Source organism: Streptomyces sp. NPDC006487 (genome assembly GCF_042870555.1).
In the GTDB taxonomy this organism is placed as follows: domain Bacteria; phylum Actinomycetota; class Actinomycetes; order Streptomycetales; family Streptomycetaceae; genus Streptomyces.
In genome coordinates this window covers 115,755-135,801 of sequence record NZ_JBIAHN010000016.1, presented here as the reverse complement: position 1 = coordinate 135,801, position 20,047 = coordinate 115,755, and the positions used below count along the sequence as shown (strand labels likewise).

Annotated in this window: 18 protein-coding genes; 16 read left to right on the top strand and 2 right to left on the bottom strand. The window is 72.9% G+C overall.

Translation table 11 applies throughout. The features are described from left to right. The first annotated feature begins 169 nt into the window (after nucleotides 1-169). The 3 genes from ACFYM0_RS27670 (at nucleotide 170) to ACFYM0_RS27660 (ending at nucleotide 2,568) form a co-directional block, all read left to right on the top strand. The gene (locus ACFYM0_RS27670; protein ID WP_388506043.1) at nucleotides 170-1,657 is read left to right on the top strand and encodes a condensation domain-containing protein; all 1,488 of its coding nucleotides are present in this window, start codon (nucleotides 170-172) and stop codon (nucleotides 1,655-1,657) included. Nucleotides 1,658-1,691: 34 nt separating this feature from the next. Next, nucleotides 1,692-1,850 carry a hypothetical protein gene (locus tag ACFYM0_RS27665; RefSeq protein WP_388506041.1) on the top strand — a complete coding sequence of 53 codons (159 nt, stop codon included), beginning with the start codon at nucleotides 1,692-1,694 and terminating at the stop codon, nucleotides 1,848-1,850. A gap of 298 nt (nucleotides 1,851-2,148) precedes the next feature. After that, nucleotides 2,149-2,568, top strand: coding sequence for a pyridoxamine 5'-phosphate oxidase family protein (locus ACFYM0_RS27660; protein WP_388506039.1), 420 nt, complete (start codon nucleotides 2,149-2,151; stop codon nucleotides 2,566-2,568). Between the two features lie 91 nt (nucleotides 2,569-2,659). Here the strand turns inward: ACFYM0_RS27660 and ACFYM0_RS27655 are convergent, their stop codons facing one another. Beyond that, on the bottom strand, nucleotides 2,660-3,130 hold the full coding sequence (locus tag ACFYM0_RS27655; protein WP_388506037.1) for a nuclear transport factor 2 family protein: 471 nt from the start codon (nucleotides 3,128-3,130) through the stop codon (nucleotides 2,660-2,662). 166 nt (nucleotides 3,131-3,296) lie between these two features. Between ACFYM0_RS27655 and ACFYM0_RS27650 the strand changes: the two genes are divergently transcribed. The 10 genes from ACFYM0_RS27650 to ACFYM0_RS27605 all read left to right on the top strand — a co-directional run bounded on the left by ACFYM0_RS27650 (nucleotide 3,297) and on the right by ACFYM0_RS27605 (nucleotide 13,883). Continuing rightward, the gene (locus ACFYM0_RS27650) at nucleotides 3,297-4,769 is read left to right on the top strand and encodes an FAD-dependent monooxygenase (RefSeq protein ID WP_388506035.1); all 1,473 of its coding nucleotides are present in this window, start codon (nucleotides 3,297-3,299) and stop codon (nucleotides 4,767-4,769) included. Nucleotides 4,770-4,819: 50 nt separating this feature from the next. Then, nucleotides 4,820-5,518: an antibiotic biosynthesis monooxygenase family protein gene (locus ACFYM0_RS27645; RefSeq protein WP_388506033.1), complete on the top strand. Its 699-nt coding sequence runs from the start codon at nucleotides 4,820-4,822 to the stop codon at nucleotides 5,516-5,518. A 254-nt stretch (nucleotides 5,519-5,772) separates the two neighbouring features. Then, on the top strand, nucleotides 5,773-6,102 hold the full coding sequence (locus tag ACFYM0_RS27640) for a TcmI family type II polyketide cyclase (RefSeq protein WP_327257938.1): 330 nt from the start codon (nucleotides 5,773-5,775) through the stop codon (nucleotides 6,100-6,102). After that, a complete protein-coding gene (locus ACFYM0_RS27635) occupies nucleotides 6,099-7,370 on the top strand; it encodes a beta-ketoacyl-[acyl-carrier-protein] synthase family protein (protein ID WP_388506031.1) in 1,272 nt (423 codons plus the stop codon). The genes ACFYM0_RS27640 and ACFYM0_RS27635 overlap by 4 nt, the downstream gene beginning before the upstream one ends. Then, nucleotides 7,367-8,578, top strand: a complete 1,212-nt coding sequence (locus ACFYM0_RS27630; protein ID WP_388506029.1) for a ketosynthase chain-length factor — start codon at nucleotides 7,367-7,369, stop codon at nucleotides 8,576-8,578. The genes ACFYM0_RS27635 and ACFYM0_RS27630 overlap by 4 nt, the downstream gene beginning before the upstream one ends. A 62-nt stretch (nucleotides 8,579-8,640) precedes the next feature. Continuing rightward, on the top strand, nucleotides 8,641-8,910 hold the full coding sequence (locus tag ACFYM0_RS27625; protein ID WP_326783021.1) for an acyl carrier protein: 270 nt from the start codon (nucleotides 8,641-8,643) through the stop codon (nucleotides 8,908-8,910). Nucleotides 8,911-8,922: 12 nt separating this feature from the next. Beyond that, nucleotides 8,923-9,711, top strand: coding sequence for a 3-oxoacyl-ACP reductase FabG (fabG, locus tag ACFYM0_RS27620; RefSeq protein WP_388506026.1), 789 nt, complete (start codon nucleotides 8,923-8,925; stop codon nucleotides 9,709-9,711). A gap of 50 nt (nucleotides 9,712-9,761) precedes the next feature. After that, nucleotides 9,762-10,706 (top strand): aromatase/cyclase, encoded by a 945-nt coding sequence (locus ACFYM0_RS27615; RefSeq protein WP_388506024.1) that lies wholly within the window; start codon nucleotides 9,762-9,764, stop codon nucleotides 10,704-10,706. Between the two features lie 2 nt (nucleotides 10,707-10,708). Then, nucleotides 10,709-12,241: an FAD-dependent oxidoreductase gene (locus ACFYM0_RS27610; protein WP_388506022.1), complete on the top strand. Its 1,533-nt coding sequence runs from the start codon at nucleotides 10,709-10,711 to the stop codon at nucleotides 12,239-12,241. Between the two features lie 121 nt (nucleotides 12,242-12,362). Continuing rightward, nucleotides 12,363-13,883 carry an FAD-dependent monooxygenase gene (locus ACFYM0_RS27605; protein ID WP_388506020.1) on the top strand — a complete coding sequence of 507 codons (1,521 nt, stop codon included), beginning with the start codon at nucleotides 12,363-12,365 and terminating at the stop codon, nucleotides 13,881-13,883. Between the two features lie 205 nt (nucleotides 13,884-14,088). Here ACFYM0_RS27605 and ACFYM0_RS27600 read toward each other — a convergent pair whose 3' ends face one another. Beyond that, nucleotides 14,089-15,174 carry a methyltransferase gene (locus ACFYM0_RS27600; protein WP_388506018.1) on the bottom strand — a complete coding sequence of 362 codons (1,086 nt, stop codon included), beginning with the start codon at nucleotides 15,172-15,174 and terminating at the stop codon, nucleotides 14,089-14,091. A 470-nt stretch (nucleotides 15,175-15,644) separates the two neighbouring features. On the opposite strand from ACFYM0_RS27600, the gene eboE reads away from it, so the two are divergent. The 3 genes from eboE to ACFYM0_RS27585 all read left to right on the top strand — a co-directional run bounded on the left by eboE (nucleotide 15,645) and on the right by ACFYM0_RS27585 (nucleotide 19,963). Further along, nucleotides 15,645-16,823 carry a metabolite traffic protein EboE gene (gene eboE, locus ACFYM0_RS27595; protein ID WP_388506016.1) on the top strand — a complete coding sequence of 393 codons (1,179 nt, stop codon included), beginning with the start codon at nucleotides 15,645-15,647 and terminating at the stop codon, nucleotides 16,821-16,823. 123 nt (nucleotides 16,824-16,946) lie between these two features. Further along, nucleotides 16,947-18,425, top strand: a complete 1,479-nt coding sequence (locus ACFYM0_RS27590; RefSeq protein WP_388506014.1) for an FAD-dependent monooxygenase — start codon at nucleotides 16,947-16,949, stop codon at nucleotides 18,423-18,425. A 65-nt stretch (nucleotides 18,426-18,490) separates the two neighbouring features. Continuing rightward, nucleotides 18,491-19,963, top strand: a complete 1,473-nt coding sequence (locus ACFYM0_RS27585) for an FAD-dependent monooxygenase (RefSeq protein ID WP_388506012.1) — start codon at nucleotides 18,491-18,493, stop codon at nucleotides 19,961-19,963. Nucleotides 19,964-20,047: the final 84 nt, after the last annotated feature.

The following is a 20,047-nucleotide window of genomic DNA, read 5'->3' as shown; positions in this document are numbered from 1 at the left end:
GAGGCGTTCTGAGGCGGACTTCGAGGCGCGTCAGCGCCCTGCCAGGTCCCCGGCAGCGGGTTGCTCCAGGGTGGGCCCGGGAGTACCGCGCCTTCGGGCGCCCGCTCCCCGGGTCCTCCGGCGTTCCGGGCCCCGTACGGGATGATCTGGACCGGAGGAGGGCGACCGCATGGCCAGGCAGAGCCGCCCGCGCAAGGACCGGGGACGAGGCGGCCGCCAGACGGACTCCGCCCTGCCGCTGACCTGGTGGCAGCACGACCTGCTGCTGGATTCGCTGGAGCACCGCGGCACCGGCCGTCACGTCGAGCAGCTGTCCTGGCGCTGGTGCGGACCGCTGGACACCGAGCGGTTCACCGCGGCCTGGCAGTCCGTCACCGACCGGGAGACGGTGCTGCGCGCCGCCGTCGACTGGGAGCCGTGGCCGCGCGTGGTCCTGCACGACAGGGCCGCCGCCGAAGTCGTACGCCACCGGGCCGGCGGCGTCGACTGGGACGAGCTGGTGGAACGCGACCGGCTGCGCGGCTTCGACCTGCGCGGCCCCGGACCGCTGCGGGTCACCCTGGTCGACGACCCGGCGTCCGCCGCGCCCGCCACGCGCGTGCTGCTCACCTTCCACCACGCCCTGCTCGACGACTGGAGCGTGTTCGTCCTCCTGGACGAGTTCTACCGGGCCTACCTGGCCGGCGGCGCGCTGCCCGGCGGGGAGCGGCGGCCCGACATCCGCGACTGGGCGGGCTGGCTGGAGCACCAGGACCCGGGCCCCGCACGGGACTTCTGGACCCGGACGGTACCCGAGGGCGCGCCCGCCGTGCTGCCCGCCGTGCCAGGCCCGGACACCCTGGAGAGCGGCTGCGGCCGCGCCGAGGCGCGCCTGTCGGCCCAGGAGGCCGAGCGGCTCCACCGCTGGGCCGCGGCCCTGGCGGTGCCCGATTCCAGTGCGCTGCAGGCGGTCTGGGCGATGCTGCTGTACCGCGGCGCGGGCCGCAGCGGCCCCGCGCAGGTCGGATTCGGCGTCACCGTTTCGGGGCGGGGCATCGCCCTGGAGGCCGTCGAGCGGCTGCCCGCGCCGATGCGCAACTGCCTGCCGATGTCCGTCCAGGTCGATCCGGCGCACCGGCTGGGCCGGCTGCTGACGGACCTGCGCGACCGCGCCCTGGACATGGCGGCCTACGAGTGGGTCTCCGCCGGGCAGATCCACGAGTGGACCGGCCGGGCCGCGGGCGGCGGGCCGCTGCTGGCGAGCCTGGTGGCCGTCGGGAGCGTGCCGCGCCCGCCGCGCGAACTGCGCGCCGGGCTGGCCGAGCACGGCGTGCGGATCGAGCCGCTGTACGCGAGCGGCGCGCACACCGCCTTCCCCGTCGCCCTGCTCACACACCGCGGCTCCGACGGCTCGCTGACGCTGACCGCCGCACACGACCGGTCCCGGATGTCCGGAGCCGATGCGGGACGTCTGGTGGGCCACTGCGCGCGGCTGCTGCGCGAACTGCCCGACACCAGCGCCGAGACGACGCTCGCCCAGGTGCTCGCCGTCCTCGAGGGGGACGAACCGCCGCGGATCGCCCAGCGGCGCGGCTCGCCCGCCCAGCGGGCGGCCCGGCTCCGCCTTCACTCGATCGGCGATCGACCCGGCGTCGAGCGGATCGCCAGCGGGTCTTGACACCGTGGGGCGACTCACCGTGAAGGAGCCGCCCATGTTCACCTACGACATCAGGCAAGATTTCCGCGAGGTCGAGATGTACTTCTTCGGCCTGGGCCCGGTGGGGGCAGCGCCGCCGCTGCGGCTGGCCGGAGCGGACGAGGACGACGCGGAGTTCCACGAGGAGTTCACCATCGTCCGCGGTATCGACTGACACCGTGCCGTACGGAACCCCACCGGTCGACCGGCTTGCCGGACCTGTATCCACTCCGCACTCCACCCACCTCTCCGCTCACCTGGCCACGCGCGTCGCGCGGCTGCGCCGTGTGGTCTGGCTCGCCGTACGCGGTGCGGATCCGGCCGCCGGCCGCCCCGCCGGCCCGGCCCCCCTGGTGACCCATGGCCGAAGCCGGCCGGTCGCGAGCGGAACCCGACCCGGCGGATAGCGCCGCTCCGGCCCCGGCCGCCGGCCCGCCCTCCGCTCACGCCCCAGAGAAAGAAGGAGTCACCCGATGTCGCTGTCGAAGCAGCGCGCCGGCGCACCGCAGGTCTCGCCCTCGGTCGAGGCGTTCCTCAACGACCCCGAGCACGTGGGCGTGCTCACCACCGTCAGGCCCGACGGGACGCTGCACACGGCGCCCGTACGGTTCACCTGGGACGGGACGGCAGGCCTGGTCCGGGTCCTGACCGTCGCCTCCTCGCGCAAGGCGCGCAACCTGCTGACCGAGCCCGGCGGCCGGGTGGCGATCTGCCAGGTGCAGGGCTTCACCTGGGTCACGCTGGAAGGCGCCGGCACGGTGGTGCGCGAGCCCGGACGGGTGGCCGAGGGAGTCAAGCGGTACGCCAAGCGGTACTGGTCGGCGCCGCCGAACCCGCCCGGCCGGGTGGTCATCGAGATCGAGGTCGACCGGGTGCTGACCCTCAACACCTGAGCGATGCCCGGGCGCCACCGCGGCCCCGGCACCCGAGCGCGCGGCGGCGGCCTTCCCGGCCGCGCCGCGCGCTCACCCGTACCCCGCGCGCCTACGCGGCCGGCGGGGGAGTGCCGTCCGCCCACAGCAGGCGGAAGGACAGCAGGGTCAGCCGCCACCCGGCGGGGGTGCGCAGGGCCTCGCCGTCGATGAAGGTGCCGGTGGCGAACAGCGGCGCGAGCCCGCCCTGCGGCGGGACGTGGCGCGGGTGGTGCACGTGCGTGGAGAGCAGGTTGGCGCGCAGGGTGGCCCGGTCCCCGTCCAGGACGACCACGGCCGGGGAGCCCAGGTGCTGGGTGGCGGCGAAGGCCGACAGGGCCTTGCGGTGGAACTCGGCCATGCCCGCGGTGCCCTCGTGCCGGCTCATCGGCGGGAAGGCCACCACCGCGTCCGGGGTGAACAGCTCCGCCGCCCAGGCGTCGTCGAGCTCTTCGTCGTCGAGGGAGACCAGATAGCGGTTCAAAAGGCCCGCCACAAGAAGGCTTGCGGTGCCGGATTCTTCGAGGATTTCGGTGGAGGTCATCCTTGAGAATGCGCCTGCCCCGGCCCGTCCGGGCAATGCCGCCTGACAAAGATCTGACATTGCCGACGCTCTTCTGTCATTGATTGTCGAAGGTCTGTATCAATCGCTCTTTACGCCCCGCCCGAGCCCTCTCGATACTGGCCGAACACCAGTGGGAAGAGGCGGGATGAGCACCTTTGATGTAGATGCCATTGTTGTGGGAGCCGGTCCGACCGGACTCATGCTCGCAGGCGAGCTGAGGCTCAATGGAGTCTCGGTGATAGTCCTTGACAAACTGGCCGAGCCGATCAAGGAATCCCGGGCGCTCGGCTTTTCTGCGCGGACCATCGAAGAATTCGCCCAGCGTGGCCTGATCACCCGGTTCGGCGAGGTCGGCGTCATTCCGTTCGGCCACTTCGGCGGCGTCCCGCTCGACTACCAGGTGATCGAAGGCGGCTCGTACGGCGCCCGCGGCATCCCGCAGGCCCGTACCGAGGGAGTCCTCGGCGGCTGGGCGCGCGAACTGGGTGCCGAGATCCGCCGCGGCGTCGAGGTCACCGGCCTGGTCCAGGACGACGAGGGCGTGACGGTCACCGCGCTCGGCGCGGACGGCGACCTCACCCTGCGCGCCCGCCACGTGGTGGGCTGCGACGGCGCGCGCAGCATCGTGCGCAAGCTCGCCGGCATCGACTTCCCCGGCACCGAGCCGACCCTCGAGCTGCGCTTCGCGGACGTGGCCGGCGTACAGCTGCGCCCGCGCTTCAGCGGCGAGCGCGTCCCCGGCGGCATGGTGATGGTCATCCCCATGGGCCCGGACCGCAGCCGCGTCATCTACTTCGACAGCGCCGAGCCGCTGCGCAAGGGCCCCGGGGCGATCACCTTCGACGAAGTGGTCGCATCCTGGCAGCGCCTGACGGGCGAGGACATCAGCGGGGCCACGCCGCTGTGGGTCAGCTCCACCACCGACAACAGCCGCCAGGCCGCCGAGTACCGTCGCGGCCGGGTCTTCCTGGCCGGTGACGCCGCGCACATCCACCTGCCCATCGGCGCGCAGGGCATGAGCGCCGGCGTCCAGGACGCGGTGAACCTCGGCTGGAAGCTCGCCCTGGACATCCAGGGCCGGGCGCCCGAGGGCCTGCTCGACACCTACCACGCCGAGCGGCACCCGGTCGGTGCCCGGATCCTGACCAACACGCTCGCCCAGCGGATCCTCTACCTCGGCGGCGAGGACATCACCCCGATGCGCGAGGTCTTCGCCGAGCTGGTCAACAACCACGAATCGGTCCGCCGCCACCTCGTCGGCATGGTCACCGGCCTCGACATCCGCCACGACGTCGGCGCGGGCGACCACCCGCTGCTCGGCCGGCGCCTGCCCGACCGGGACCTCGTCGTCGACGGCGAGAAGACCTCCGTCTTCGCGCTGCTGAACGCCGGACGCCCCGTGCTCCTCGAAATCGGCGGCGACCACGGCCTGCGCGAGGCGGCCGCCGGCTGGGCCGACCGCGTCGAGGTGGTCCGCGCCGACCAGCCCGAATGCGACGCCCCGGTGGACGCGATCCTCGTCCGCCCCGACGGCTACGTCGCCTGGCTCGCGCCCGCCGGCGCCGGCCCCGAAGGCTTCACCGACGCCCTCACGCGCTGGTTCGGCCCCGCCAACTGAGCGCCGTTCCGTCCCGCTCCGTCCGTATTCTCCACAGGAAGCGAACAAAAATGGCCTTCATCTCCCTCGAGGACAAGCACCTGACGGTCCTCAACCTCTTCACCACCGACGCGCCTGAGCATCAGGACCGCCTGGTCGAGGAGATGACGAAGATCGTCGACGCGGCGACGTACGAGGGCTGGATGAACAGCACCGTGCACGCGGGTGTCGACAGCCTGGGCACCTGCAACTTCATCCAGTGGCGCAGCGGCGAGGACCTGGAGCGACGCTACGAGGGCGAGGAGTTCAAGCACCGCACCCTCCCCGTCTTCGGCGAGATCACCACCTCGATCAAGCTGCTCCAGAACGAGGTCGCCTACACGGTGACCTCGGACGCCCTCGGCGGCAAGGTCGAGATCGGCCCGCACCGCGACGACTACACCGTCCTCGGCGTCTTCTCCGTGACCGACGACGGCCAGGACGAGGCCATCGACGCCCTCGGCAAGGGCCAGGAGTTCCTTGCCGAGATCCCCGGCTTCCGCTCGCACGTGGTCCTCAAGGGCCTGCGCGCCCGCGGCCTCGACGGCAAGTTCGTCGTCTCCTACGCGCAGTGGGACAGCAAGGAGGCCTACGAGGCCTACCGCGACCAGGCCTCCGAGCAGCAGTCCGCCGCGCGCGAGAAGGCCCAGAGCCGGGTCTCCGCCGTCTCCGCCGGCGAGCCGTACATCAACACGTACACCGTGGTGCACTCCCGCTCCGCCGGCGAGTGAACCGTCGCGCTCCCCACGGCACGACGGGACCGTAATGCCCCGGACGCCCGGCACCCCGCTCGGGGAGCCGGGCGTCCCGTGTACGTGCCCCCATCCATGAGAAGGCGCGCGGCGCACCCGCTCCGGCGGAATTCGAGAATCCCCCGTGCGGCGCGCTATCGCCAGGCGGGACCGTCGAGTCGGTAGCGAATTCAGGCCATGCAGGCCGCGCCCGCACCGCGCTCTCCCGCGCACACGCTGAGGAGCCAAACCGTATGCACAGCACGTTGATTGTCGCCCGGATGGCAGCAGCCTCGTCCGCCGATGTGGCAAAACTGTTCTCCGAATTCGACGCGACGGACATGCCCCAGCGCATGGGAACGCGGCGCCGCCAGTTGTTCTCGTACCGGGGCCTGTACTTCCACCTCCAGGACTTCGACGAGGACAACGGAGGCGAGCTGATCGAGCAGGCGAAGAGCGACCCGCGCTTCGTCGGGATCAGCGAGGACCTCAAGCCCTTCATCGAGGCCTACGACCCCAAGACCTGGCGCTCGCCGGCCGACGCGATGGCCGCACGCTTCTACAACTGGGAGGCGTCCGCGTGACCCGCCGACGCGTCGTCATCACCGGAATCGAGGTGATCGCCCCCGGTGGTGTCGGCAAGGAGAAGTTCTGGAACCTGCTGAGCGAAGGCCGCACCGCCACCCGGGGGATCACCTTCTTCGATCCCGCGCCCTTCCGCTCCCGGGTGGCCGCCGAGATCGACTTCGACCCGTACGCCCACGGGCTGAACCCGCAGGAGGTGCGCCGCCTGGACCGGGCCGCGCAGTTCGCGGTGGTCGCCGCGCGCGGCGCGGTCGCCGACAGCGGCATCGAGCTGGGCGGGCTGGACCCGCACCGCATCGGCGTCACCGTGGGCTCCGCGGTCGGTGCCACGATGGGTCTCGACGAGGAGTACCGGGTCGTCAGCGACGGCGGCCGGCTCGACCTGGTCGACCACACCTACGCGGTCCCGCACCTCTACAACCACATGGTGCCGAGCTCCTTCGCCTCCGAGGTCGCCTGGGCCGTGGGCGCCGAGGGCCCCTCCACCGTGGTCTCCACCGGCTGCACCTCCGGCCTCGACTCGGTCGGCTACGCCGTCGAGCTGGTCCGCGAGGGCTCGGCGGACGTGGTGATCGCCGGCTCCTCGGACGCCCCGATCTCCCCGATCACCATGGCCTGCTTCGACGCCATCAAGGCCACCACGCCCCGCCACGACGACCCGCAGCGCGCCTCGCGCCCCTTCGACGGCACCCGCAACGGGTTCGTGCTGGGCGAGGGCACCGCGTTCTTCGTGCTGGAGGAGCTGGAGAGCGCCAAGAAGCGCGGCGCGCACATCTACGCCGAGATCGCCGGCTACGCCACGCGCTCCAACGCGTACCACATGACGGGCCTGCGCCCCGATGGCCTGGAGATGTCCGAGGCCATCAACATCGCCCTCGGCGAGGCCCGCATGAACCCCGAGGCGATCGACTACATCAACGCGCACGGCTCGGGCACCAAGCAGAACGACCGGCACGAGACGGCGGCCTTCAAGCGCAGCCTCGGCGACCACGCCTACCGCACGCCGGTCAGCTCCATCAAGTCGATGGTCGGGCACTCGCTCGGCGCCATCGGCTCCATCGAGATCGCCGCGTCCGCCCTGGCCATGGAGTACGACGTCGTACCCCCCACGGCCAACCTGACGACGCCCGACCCCGAGTGCGACCTCGACTACGTCCCGGTTACCGCGCGCGACCAGCTGGTCGACGCGGTCCTCACGGTCGGCAGCGGATTCGGCGGCTTCCAGAGCGCCATGGTGCTGGCCAGCCCCGATAGGAGCCTCGTATGACGTCGGTGGTGGTCACCGGCCTCGGCATCGCCTCGCCCAACGGGCTGGGCGCCGAGGACTACTGGTCGGCGACTCTGGGCGGAAAGAACGGCATCGGCCGGATCACCCGCTTCGACCCGTCGAGTTACCCCGCCCGCCTGGCGGGTGAGGTCCCCGGCTTCGTCGCCGAGGACCACCTGCCCTCGCGCATCCTGCCGCAGACCGACCGGGTCACCCGGCTCGCGCTGGTGGCCACGGACTGGGCCCTGCAGGACGCGGGGGTCGACCCCGAAGCGATGTCCGAGTTCGACATGGGCGTCATCACGGCCTCGGCCGCGGGCGGCTTCGAGTTCGGCCAGGGCGAGCTGCAGAACCTCTGGGGCCGGGGCAGCCAGTACGTCTCGGCGTACCAGTCCTTCGCCTGGTTCTACGCCGTCAACAGCGGCCAGATCTCGATCCGCAACGGCATGAAGGGCCCGGCCGGCGTCGTCGTCAGCGAGGGAGCCGGCGGCCTCGACGCCGTCGCCCACGCCCGCCGCCAGATCCGCAAGGGCACCGCGCTGATCGTCACCGGAGCCGTCGACGCCTCCATCTGCCCGTGGGGCTGGGTGGCCCAGCTGTCCACCGGCAAGCTGTCCACCAGCGACGAGCCCGCCCGCGCCTACCTGCCCTTCGACCGCGACGCCCGCGGCTTCGTGCCCGGCGAGGGCGGCGCGATCCTCATCACCGAGGACGGCGACGCGGCGCGCGCCCGCGGAGCCCGCATCTACGGCGAGATCGCCGGCCACGGCTCGACGATGGACCCCAGGCCCGGCAGCGGCCGCGAGCCGGGCCTGCGCAAGGCCATCCAGCTCGCCCTCGCCGACGCGGGCGCCGACGCGGGCGACATCGACGTCGTCTTCGCCGACGGCGCCGGCGACCCCACGCTGGACCGCATCGAGGCCGAGGCGATCAGCGCCGTCTTCGGAGTCCGGGCCGTCCCGGTGACCGTGCCCAAGACGATGACCGGACGCCTGTACTCGGGCGCGGCCCCGCTGGACCTGGCCGCCGCGTTCTTCGCCATCCGCGACGGGGTCATCCCGCCCACCGTGCACGTCGACCCGTGCCCGGACTACCAGCTCGACCTGGTCCTGGGCCAGCCGCGCCCGGCACCGGTGCGCACCGCGCTGGTCCTGGCCCGCGGCAGCGGCGGGTTCAACTCCGCCATGGTCGTGCGCGCCGCCGAGTAGGGCGGCACCGTCCGCACGTACGCCACCACCCACGCAGCACCTCGATGAAAGGGACTTCCACCATGGCCACCAAGGCGTTCACCCTCGACGACCTCAAGCGCATCCTGAAGGAGGCCGCGGGCGTGGCCGAGGGCGTCGACCTGGACGGCGACATCCTCGACACCGAGTTCGACGTGCTCGGCTACGAGTCCCTCGCTCTGCTGGAGGCGGGCAGCCTCATCGAGCGCGAGTGCGGCATCTCCCTCGACGAGGAGGCCGTCAACGACGCGCACACGCCGCGGACCTTCATAGACGTCGTCAACATGCAGCTCGCTCCGGCCACGGCCGCCTGAAGGGATCCGGACATGACCCAGAACGCCACCCCCAAGGTCGCCGTAGTCACCGGCGCGACCAGCGGCATCGGCCTCGCCTCGGCGCGTCTGCTCGCCTCGCAGAACCACAAGGTGTTCATCGGCGCCCGCAACGCCGACAACATCGCCGCCACCGTCAAGGAGCTCCAGGCCGAGGGCCTGGACGTGGACGGCGCGGTCCTCGACGTCCGCGACACCGCCTCGGTGGACGCCTTCGTCCAGGCCGCCGTCGACCGCTTCGGCACCATCGACGTCGTGGTCAACAACGCCGGCCGGTCCGGCGGCGGACCGACCGCCGACATCGCCGACGAGCTGTGGCAGGACGTCATCGAGACGAACCTCAACAGCGTCTTCCGCGTCACCCGCGCCGTCCTCACCACCGGCGGCATGCGGCACAAGGACCGTGGCCGGATCATCAACATCGCCTCCACCGCGGGCAAGCAGGGCGTCGTCCTCGGCGCCCCGTACTCCGCTTCCAAGCACGGCGTCGTCGGCTTCACCAAGGCGCTGGGCAACGAGCTGGCCCCCACCGGCATCACCGTCAACGCGGTCTGCCCCGGGTACGTCGAGACCCCGATGGCCCAGAAGGTCCGCCAGGGCTACGCGGCCGCCTACGACACCTCCGAGGACGCCATCCTCGAGAAGTTCCAGTCGAAGATCCCGCTCGGCCGCTACTCCAGCCCGGAGGAGGTCGCCGGCCTGGTCGGCTACCTGGCCTCGGACACCGCCGCCTCCATCACCTCGCAGGCGCTCAACGTCTGCGGCGGCCTGGGCAACTTCTAGCAGGGCCCGCCCCCACGCACCCACCGAACACCACCTGAGGAGAACCCGCCATGACCACGCGTGAGGTCGAGCACGAGATCACCGTCGGCGCCCCGGCCGCCGCCGTGTACCAGTTGCTCGCGGACGTGACCAACTGGCCGCGCATCTTCCCGCCCACCATCCACGTGGACCGGGTCGAGGCCGAGGGCGCCGAGGAGAAGATCCGGATCTGGGCGACCGCCAACGGCCAGCCGAAGAACTGGACCTCGCGCCGCACCCTGGACCCGGAGGGCCTGCGCATCACCTTCCGCCAGGAGGTCCCGGCGGAGCCCGTCAAGCACATGGGCGGCACCTGGATCATCGAGCCGCTCGGCGAGGCGCAGTCCCGCGTCCGGCTGCTGCACGACTACAGCGCCGTCAACGACGACGCGCACGACCTGCTGTGGATCCAGCAGGCGGTGGACAAGAACAGCACCTCCGAGCTGGCCGCGCTCAAGGTCAACGTCGAGGCGGCGCACGCCGCGGAGACCGAGGAGCTGACCTTCTCGTTCACCGACACCGTCCAGATCGCGGGCTCCGCCAAGGACGTGTTCGACTTCATCAACGAGGCCCACTTGTGGGCCGAGCGGCTCCCGCACGTGGCCGTGGTGCGCCTCGAGGAGGACACCCCGGGCCTGCAGGAGCTGGAGATGGACACCCGCGCCAAGGACGGCTCGGTGCACACCACCAAGTCGTACCGGGTGGTCTTCCCCCACGACAAGATCGCCTACAAGCAGGTCACCCTGCCGGCGCTGATGACCCTGCACACCGGCGAGTGGACGTTCATCGAGAGCGACGAGGGCACGTCCGCATCCTCGCAGCACACCGTCACCATCAACACGGAGAACATCGCGCGCATCCTCGGCGACCAGGCCACCGTCGCCGACGCCCGCGCGTACGTGCACACGGCGCTGTCCACCAACAGCTCCGCCACCCTGGCGCACGCGAAGGCGCACGCCGAGTCGAAGGCCTCCTGAGCATGGCGCCCGACTTTGGAACGGGCGCCGGCGAGCCGGCACCGGGCGGCGCGGGCCGCCCGGACCGGCTCGACACCGAGGTGCTCGTCGTCGGGGCCGGACCCGTCGGGCTGATGCTCGCCGCGGAACTGGCCCGCGGCGGCGTGGACGTGGTCGTGGTCGAGCAGCGCAAGGCCCCCTCCACCGAGTCCCGGGCCTCCACCCTGCACGCCCGCACCATGGAGATCCTCGACGCGCGGGACCTGCTGCCCGACGTCGGCACGCCGCCCAACGAGCCGAACGGCCACTTCGGCGGCCTCCCGCTCGACCTCACGCTGCCCAGCACCCACCCGGGCCAGTGGAAGGTGCCGCAGACCAAGACCGAGGCGGTCCTGGAGGAGTGGGCGATCTCGCGCGGCGTCGACATCCGGTGCGGCCACGAACTGGTCGCCGCCGGCGAGGTCGGCGAGTACGTCGAGGCCGAGGCCGTCGGCCGGGACGGAGTCCTGCGGCTGCGCGCCCGCTACCTGGTCGCCTGCGACGGCGAGGACAGCACCGTACGGCGGCTGACCGGGGTGGACTTCCCCGGCCACGACGCCGGCCGGGAACTGCTGCGGGCCGACGTCGACGGCATCGACATCCCCAACCGGCGTTTCCAGCGCCTGGAGCGGGGGCTGGCCATAGCCTGGCGCAACGACAAGGGCGTCACCCGCGTCATGGTCCACGAGTTCGGCGGGGCGGCCGGCCCGCGGACCGCGGACGCCTCCTTCGAGGAGGTCGCCACCGTCTGGAAGCGGGTCACCGGAGAGGACATCAGCGGCGGTACCCCGCTGTGGGTGAACTCCTTCGGCGACGCCTCCCGGCAGCTCGCCTCCTACCGTCACGGCCGCGTCCTGTTCGCGGGGGACGCCGCCCACCGGCAGATGCCGGTCGGCGGCCAAGCCCTCAACCTCGGTCTCCAGGACGCCTTCAACCTCGGCTGGAAGCTCGCGCTCACCGTGCGCGGGCAGGCATCCGAAGCCCTTCTCGACACCTACCACGAGGAGCGGCACGAGGTCGGCCGCCGGGTCCTGGCCAACATCCAGGCCCAGGCACTGCTGCTGCTCGGCGGCCCCGAGGTGGAGCCGCTGCGCACGCTGGTGGTCGAGCTGACCGGCCTGGAAGACGTACGGGCCCACCTGGCCGGGATGATCAGCGCACTCGACGTGCGGTACCCGGTGCCCGGCCCCGCGCACCCGCTGCTCGGCGCCCGGCTGCCGCACACCGTCGTGCGGTCCGGCGGGCGCGACCACGGCAGCACGGCCGAGCTACTGCGCGCCCGCGGCGGTCTGCTGCTCGACCTGGGCGGCACCGGCGTACGGGTGCCCGCAGGCTGGGCCGACCGGGTCACCACGGTCGCCGGCGACCCGGAGCCCGGCTCGCTCCCCGGTGAGCCGGGGGCCGTTCTGGTACGGCCCGACGGCCACGTGGCGTGGGTGGGCAGGTCCGGCGACGGCGCCGGGCTCGCCGAGGCGCTCGACCGCTGGTTCGGCCCGGCCCGCCCACCGGCCCCCTGAGCGTCCGCACTTCCCCCACGCGTACTCCCCACGCGTGCGTCCCACGAGCAAGTCCGCACCCCGCCGCACACCCACTCACCACCCAGTCTCCAGTGATTCCCACTGCTAGGAAGGACACCCCATGCAAGGCACCGAAGGGACAGCGGCGGACACCGACGTCATCGTCGTCGGCGCCGGCCCGACCGGACTGATGCTCGCAGGCGACCTGCGCCTGGGCGGAGCCCGCGTCGTCGTGATCGAGAAGCTGGCGGAGCCGACCGGGCAGTCCCGAGGCCTGGGCTTCACCGCCCGTGCCATGGAGCTGTTCGACGAGCGCGGGCTGCTGCCCCGGTTCGGGCAGGGCGAGACCCTCGCCACCAGCCCCGTGGGGCACTTCGGCGGGGCGCAGTTCGACTTCACCGTCCTCGAGGACGCCCACTTCGGAGCCCGCGGCATCCCGCAGGGGCAGACCGAGGCCGTGCTGGAGGGCTGGGCCGCCGAACTCGGCGCCGACATCCGGCGCGGCTGGGAGTTCGTCTCGCTCGCCGACGGCTTCCTCGACGGGGACCACGTCGAGATCACCGTCCGTACGCCCGAGGGTGACGAGCAGCGGCTGCGCGCCGCGTACCTGGTGGGCGCCGACGGCGGCTCCAGCCGCGTCCGCAAGGCGGCCGGCATCGAGTTCCCGGGCACCGACGCCACCCAGGGCATGTACCTCGCCGACGTCACCGGCTGTTCCCTGCGGCCGCGGTTCCTCGGCGAGCGCCTGAACAACGGCATGGTGATGGCGGCCCCGCTCGCCGAGGGCGTGGACCGGATCATCGTCTGCCCCGACGGCAGGCCGGCGCACGACCGCGAACGGACCGTCACCTTCGAGGAGGTCGCGGAAGCCTGGCAGAGCATCACCGGCGAGGACATCTCGCACGGCGGCGCCGACTGGGTGTCCTCCTTCACCAACGCCACGCGCCAGGCCTCCGAGTACCGCAGCGGCCGGGTGTTCGTGGCCGGCGACGCGGCGCACATCCACCTGCCGGCCGGCGGTCAGGGCCTGAGCACCGGCGTGCAGGACGCGGCCAACCTCGGCTGGAAGCTGGCCGCCGTAGTCCGCGGCGACGCCCCCGCGGCGCTGCTCGACACCTACCACGCCGAGCGGTGGCCGGTCGGCCGCCGCCTGCTGGCCAACACCCGCGCCCAGGGCATCGTCTTCCTCGGCGGCGCGGAGTCGGACCCGCTGCGCGAGCTGTTCGGCGAACTGGTCGGGTACGACGACGTGAAGCGGCACCTGGCCGGAGCGGTCAGCCACCTCGACATCCGCTACGACCTCGGCGCGGGCGAGGACGCCCACCCGCTGGTCGGCCGCCGGATGCCGCCGCGGCTGCTGGTCGGCGCCGAGGGCGAGCAGCGCACCGCGCGGCTGCTGCACGCGGGCCGGGCCGTGCTGCTCGACTTCGCCGACGATGCCGGGACGCGCCGTACGGCAGCCGGCTGGCAGGGCCGCCTCGACGTGCACACCGTGTCCGCCAAGCCCGTTGACGGCCGGGACGCACTGGCCGGCGTCCCCGCCCTCCTGGTCCGTCCCGACGGGTACGTGGCCTGGGCCGGCGAGCCCGCGCAAGGGCTCGAGGCCGCGCTGGAGCGGTGGCTGGGAGCCGCTTCCGCCTGACCGTCCCGGAGCAGTACCCGAGCCCCTGCCCCGCCGGCCGAGCGGCGGGGCAGGGGCTCTCCCGCGTGCGCGGCCGGGCCCGTCCTTCCCTGCGGACCAGGGACCGCGGACCGCGGACCGGGCGGCGTACGGGGCGGGCACGCGGAAAGCCCCGGCTCCGCGACGGGGGAGAACACGGAACCGGGGCTGTTCAGGGGGTGGTGCGTCAGATCGCGACGGCCTCCACGATCGAGACGGCGGCGGCGGTCTCCACGACCCGCTCCAGCTTGAAGCCGGCCTGCGCCACCAGCTCCGCGTACTGCGACCGGGTGCGCTCCTTGCCACCCACGAGCAGCAGCAGCCACAGGTCGACGAGCTTGCCGGAGTGCGGCGCGTCGCCCTCCTCCGGGACCACCATCTCCACCAGCAGCAGCTTGCCGCCCGGCTTGATCGCGGCGCGCACGTTCCGGAGGATCTGCAGGGCCTGCTCCTCCGGCCAGTCGTGCACGATGTGCTTGAGGACGTACGCGTCCGCGCCCGACGGCATCGGGGCGAACAGGTCACCGTCGGCCAGGGTCACGCGGTCCGCGACGCCCTGTGCCTCCAGGAACTCCGCGGCGCCGTTACCGGCGACGCGCGGGTCCGAGAGGATGCCCTTGGTGTCGGGCGCGCTGGCCAGGATGCCGGCCAGCAGTGCGCCGTTGGCCCCACAGAAGTCCAGGACCGTGCCGAACTGCGAGAAGTCGTACGCGGCCACGACCGGTACGGTCTCGGTGCCGGACATGTTGCCCATGCCGCCGATGAACACCGCACCGTACTCCGGGTTCTGCATGAGGTACTCGAAGGCGCCCATTCCGCGCCGCTTCGGCAGGCTCGGCTCGCCGGTCCGCACCGCGTCCAGGAAACCGTTCCAGTCGTCCCAGTGCGTCGGGTGGCCCATCAGCACGCAGATGTCGCGCATCGTCATGGGGTGGTCGGCGCGCAGCGCGTCGGCCATCGGGGTCAGCGCCCAGAGGCCGTCGTCCTGGCGCGTGAACACGCCCTGGGAGGCGAGCAGGCGCAGCACCCGGCCCAGTGCCTCGGCGTGCGCACCGACCTCGGCGGCCAGCTCCTCGATCGGTCGCGGACCGCCCTGCAGGGCCTCGGCCACGCGCAGTTCGGCGGCGGCGTACAGGGCCTGGGTCACCATGGAGCCCATGGCCAGTTCGAGGAGGGCGAACGGGGGCGGGGCCAGCTCCCGGACCTGCTTCTGCAGGTCCGCCCGGGTCTTCTCCGCGGCGCGGACGACTTCGGGGGGCGGCACAGCGGGCATGAGTTTCCTCCATGGCAGAAGAGCGAGAAATCTGTCCCAACCGCCGGAAGGGACCCGTCCCGCCACCGTAGGGAGGGGCGATGGACCCGCCCTGGAACGCGGCTCGGACGCATCTGGAGCGGGGCGGAAGGCTTCGCGCGCCCCTCGGGTTCCGCTCGCTCCTCGCGCCGGCCCCCGAATGCGCCGGTCCCGCGCCGGTCCCGCGGCAGGGCCGCCGGACGGCAGGCCCAGAACGGCTCGGCCCCCGCTCGGCGCGCACTCGACGCCGGCCGCAGACCGGTTCGTCCGGGACGAAGTACTCGGCATCCTTGGCCCGGCATCGCCTTGCGCACTCCGACGCCCCTGGAGGCCGTCCGTGTCCGTTCGTACCGCGCCCCCCCTTGCCGGAGACCGGACCGGCGTGTGGCTCAAGGACGCCCCGGCCGGCGCCGCGCCCGAGCGGGCCGTAGCCACCACCGAGGTGTAGGCCCGTGCGCTTCCTCCACCGGGACGGCACCACCGTCCACCTCTCGTACTCGGCCAACGTGCACCCGGCCGACACCCTCGACGGGCTCCTCGGCCGACTGCGTGCGTACGGCGAGCCGGTACGCCGCCGACTGGGCCTGGAGCGGCTCGGCATCGGGCTGTGGCTGGCCGCGGACACCGTCCGCGACCTCGACGCCACCCCCCGCGCGCTCGCCGCCCTGCGCGGCGACCTCGACCGGCGCGGCCTGGAGGTCGTGACCCTCAACGGATTCCCGTACCAGGGCTTCGGCGGCCAACGGGTCAAGTACCGGGTCTACCGCCCGGACTGGGCCCAGGCCCAGCGGTACGAGCACACCCTCGCCCTCGCCCGGATACTCGCGGCCCTGCTGCCCGAGGACGCTGCCGAGGGAACGATCTCCACCCTCCCTCTGACCTGGCGCACCGTCTACGACGACGAGCGCGCCGCCCGCGCCCGGACGGCACTCGCCGACCTCGGCGGCCGCCTGGACGACCTCGCCGACGCCACCGGCCGCTCGATCCGCATCGCCCTGGAACCCGAACCCGGCTGCGCCCTCGAGACCACTGCCGAGGCCATCGAGCCCCTGCGGGCCATCGGCCACGACCGGATCGGCATCTGCGTCGACACCTGCCACCTGGCCACCTCCTTCGAGGAACCGGGGCCCGCGTTCGCAGCGCTGGCCGCGGCCGGCATCCCGGTGGTCAAGAGCCAGCTGTCGGCCGCCCTGCACGCCGAGCACCCCGACCGCCCCGTGGTCCGCGCGGCCCTCGCGGCCGTCGGGGCCCACGGGGAGTCCCGGTTCCTGCACCAGACCCGCAGCCCCGCCGCCGACGGGCTGCGCGGCACCGACGACCTCGGCCCCGCCCTGGCCGGCGGGGCCCTGCCCGAGACCGGGCCCTGGCGCGCCCTCTTCCACGTACCGCTGCACGCGACCCCCGCCGCGCCCCTGACCGCCACCCTGCCCGTCCTGAACGAGGCGCTGGCCCACCTGGTCGGCGGCGAACGGGCGCTGACCGGGCACCTGGAAGTGGAGACCTACGCCTGGCAGGCGCTGCCGCCCGCCCTGCGCCCGCGCACCGCGGAGCAGCTCGTCGACAACATCGCCGCCGAACTCTCCTTCGCCCGGGACCTGCTGACGGAGCACGGCCTGAAAGAGCTGCCGTGAGCCTCGCGCGGGGTGAGGAACCGACCTCAAGGATCGCTTGAGCGATCCTGCGGTCCCGCTGCACCGCCCTGCGACCCCCCTGGTCTTTTCTGTTGATCAACCGTCTGTATGGAGGAATCGAAAATGGCAAAGAGCGCGATCATCGTGGGCGCTGGGCCGGTCGGTCTGATGCTCGCGGGTGAGCTGCGGCTCGGCGGCGCGGACGTCGTCGTCTACGACAAGCTGCCCGCCCCCAGCGGCGAGTCGCGCGGCCTCGGATTCACCAGCCGTACCGCGGAGGTCCTCGACCAGCGCGGGCTGCTCGACCGGCTCGGCGACATCCGCTGGGGCAAGCAGGGCCACTACGGCGGTATCCGCATCGACTTCTCCCTCCTGGACGAGAGCCACTTCGGCGTCATGGGCCTGGCCCAGTCCGTCACCGAGGACGCGCTCGGCAGCTGGGTCGCCGACCTGGGCGTCGAGGTGCGACGCGGCTACGAGCTGACCACGCTGACCGAGACCGAGGACGGCGTGCTCCTCGGCTTCCAGGGCCCCGACGGGTACACCGAGGCCACCGGCACGTACGTCGTCGGCTGCGACGGCGGCAAGTCCACCGTGCGCACCCTGGCCGGCATCGACTTCCCCGGCGACGAGGCCACCCGCGGCATGTACCTGGCCGACGTCGTCGGCGCGGACGTGCGCATGCGGCCCATCGGCGAGCGCATCGAGGGCGGCGGCATGGTGCTGTCCGTCACCCTGGAGCCGGGTGTCGACCGCATCGTCATCCACGAGGCCGGCGTCCGCCCGCACCACGGCGAGGGCGAGCTGGAGTTCTCCGAGCTCGCCGAGGCCTGGCAGCGCCTGACCGGAGAGGACATCCACGGCGCCTCCGCCTCCTGGATGTGCGCCCTGACCAATGCCACCGGCCTGGCCGCCGAGTACCGCAAGGGCCGTGTCTTCCTCGCCGGCGACTCCGCCCACGACCACGCCCCGCTCGGCGCCCAGGGCGTCAGCGTCGGTCTCCAGGACGCCGTCAACCTCGGGTGGAAGCTCGCCGCCGTGCTCGGGGACCGGGCCCCCGAGTCCCTGCTCGACACCTACCACGCCGAGCGCCACCCGATCGGCGAGGAGCTGATGCGCGACGTGCACTCCATGTCGCTGCTGTACCTCGCCGGCGAGGAGATGGAGCCGCTGCGCACCGTCGTGCGCGAACTCGTCACCCTGCCCGAGGCCGCCCGGCGGCTCGCGGGCCGCGTCTCCGGCCTGCACATCAAGTACGACGTGGGCGCCGAGGGACACCCCTTCCTGGGGCTGCGCCTGGCCCCGCACCGGGCCGTCGAGCGCGCCGACGGCAGCCGCACGAAGGTCGCCGAACTCCTGCACGCAGGCCGCGGCGTGCTCATCGTCACGGACGGGGACGCGGGCCCGGCCGAGCTCGCCGCCCGCTGGGCCGACCGCGTGGACGTCGTCACCGGCGCCTGGGCCGACCAGGAGGCCGACCACCACGACGCCCCGCAGGCCGTGCTGGTCCGCCCCGACGGCTACATCGCCTGGGTGGCACCGGCGGGCGGCGACCTCGAAGCCGCCCTCACCCGCTGGTTCGGGGCGCCCGCAGCCGTCTGACGGCCCGTCGTACGACACCTGGCGCTGCCCCATGCGCGGCAGCTTTGACGTTTGAGGAGTAGGACATGGCAAAGGGCGCGATCATCGTCGGCGCCGGGCCGGTCGGGCTGACGCTCGCCGGTGAACTGAAACTGGGCGGCGTGGACGTCGTCGTCTTCGACAAGCTCCCCGCGCCCAGCGGCGAGTCCCGCGGCGTGGGCTTCACCCGCCGCGCGGCAGAGGTCTTCGACCAGCGCGGCCTGCTGGAGCGCTTCGGCGACGTCGAATGGGCCCAGGGCCACTTCGGCGGGGTCCACATCGACTTCTCCAAGCTGGACGACAACCACTTCAGCGTCCGCGGCATCCCGCAGTTCCGCACCGAGGAGATCCTCGAGGGCTGGCTGAAGGAGCTGGGCGTCGAGGTGCGCCGCCGGCACGAGGTGATCGGCTTCCGCGAGACCGGGGACGGCGTCGTCGTCGAGTACGAGGGCCCTGACGGCCGCGGCGAGGAGACCGCCGACTACCTGGTCGGCTGCGACGGGGCGCGCAGCATCGTCCGCCGGCTCGCCGGCATCGAATTCCCCGGCTGGGAGCCCACCCGCGGGATGTACATGGCCGACATCGTCGGGGCGGACGTACGCCAGCGCCCCATCGGCGAGCGCGTGCCCGGCGGCATGGTCATGGCCTTCAACCTGGAGAACGGCGTCCACCGGATCGTCATCCACAACGAGTCGCTGCGCCCGCCGGAGGACAAGAGCGGCCTCACCTTCGAGACCATCGCCGACGCCTGGCAGGAGATGACCGGCGAGCACCTGCACGACGCCGAGGTCCGCTGGGTCAGCTCCTTCACCGACACCACCCGCCAGGCCGCCCAGTACCGCAAGGGCCGGATCCTCCTGGCCGGCGACGCCACCCACATCCACATGCCGGCCGGCGCGCAGGGCATGAGCGTGGGCGTGCAGGACGCGGTCAACCTCGGCTGGAAGCTCGCGGCCACCCTCAAGGGCTGGGCTCCCGAAGGCCTGCTCGACACCTTCCAGTCCGAGCGGCACCCGGTCGGGGAGCTGCTGATGCGCAACACCCGCGCCCAGACCAAGCTCTACCTCTCCGGCGAGGAGATGGAGCCGCTGCGCGCGGTCATGCAGGAACTCGTCCAGGACGTCGCGGTGGCCCGCCACCTGGCCGGCCAGGTCTCCGGCCTCGACGTGCGCTACGACATGGGCTCCGGCAGCCACCCGCGGCTCGGTCTGCGGCTGCGCCCCGACACCCCGCTCAAGCTCACCGACGGCAGCCCCGCCACCGTCCGGGACTTGCTCAAGCCGGCCCGCGGCGTGCTCTTCGTGACCCCCGCGGCGGCCGGTTCCGACGCGCTGCGCGCCACCGCGGCGCGCTGGGGCGACCGGGTGGACACGGTCACCGGCGACTGGGCCGAGGGCGAGGGGTACGCCTCGGACGCCCCGCACGCGCTGCTGGTCCGTCCCGACGGCTACATCGCCTGGGCCGCCCCGGACGAGGCGGACCTCCAGGAGGCACTGGAGCGCTGGTTCGGCGCCGCCTGAGGAGTTCCCCGCCGCCGCGTCCGCGGCGCGCGGGGTCCCGGCGTCCGCCGGGTCCGGCACGGCCCGAGAGCACCCCCCGCCCCG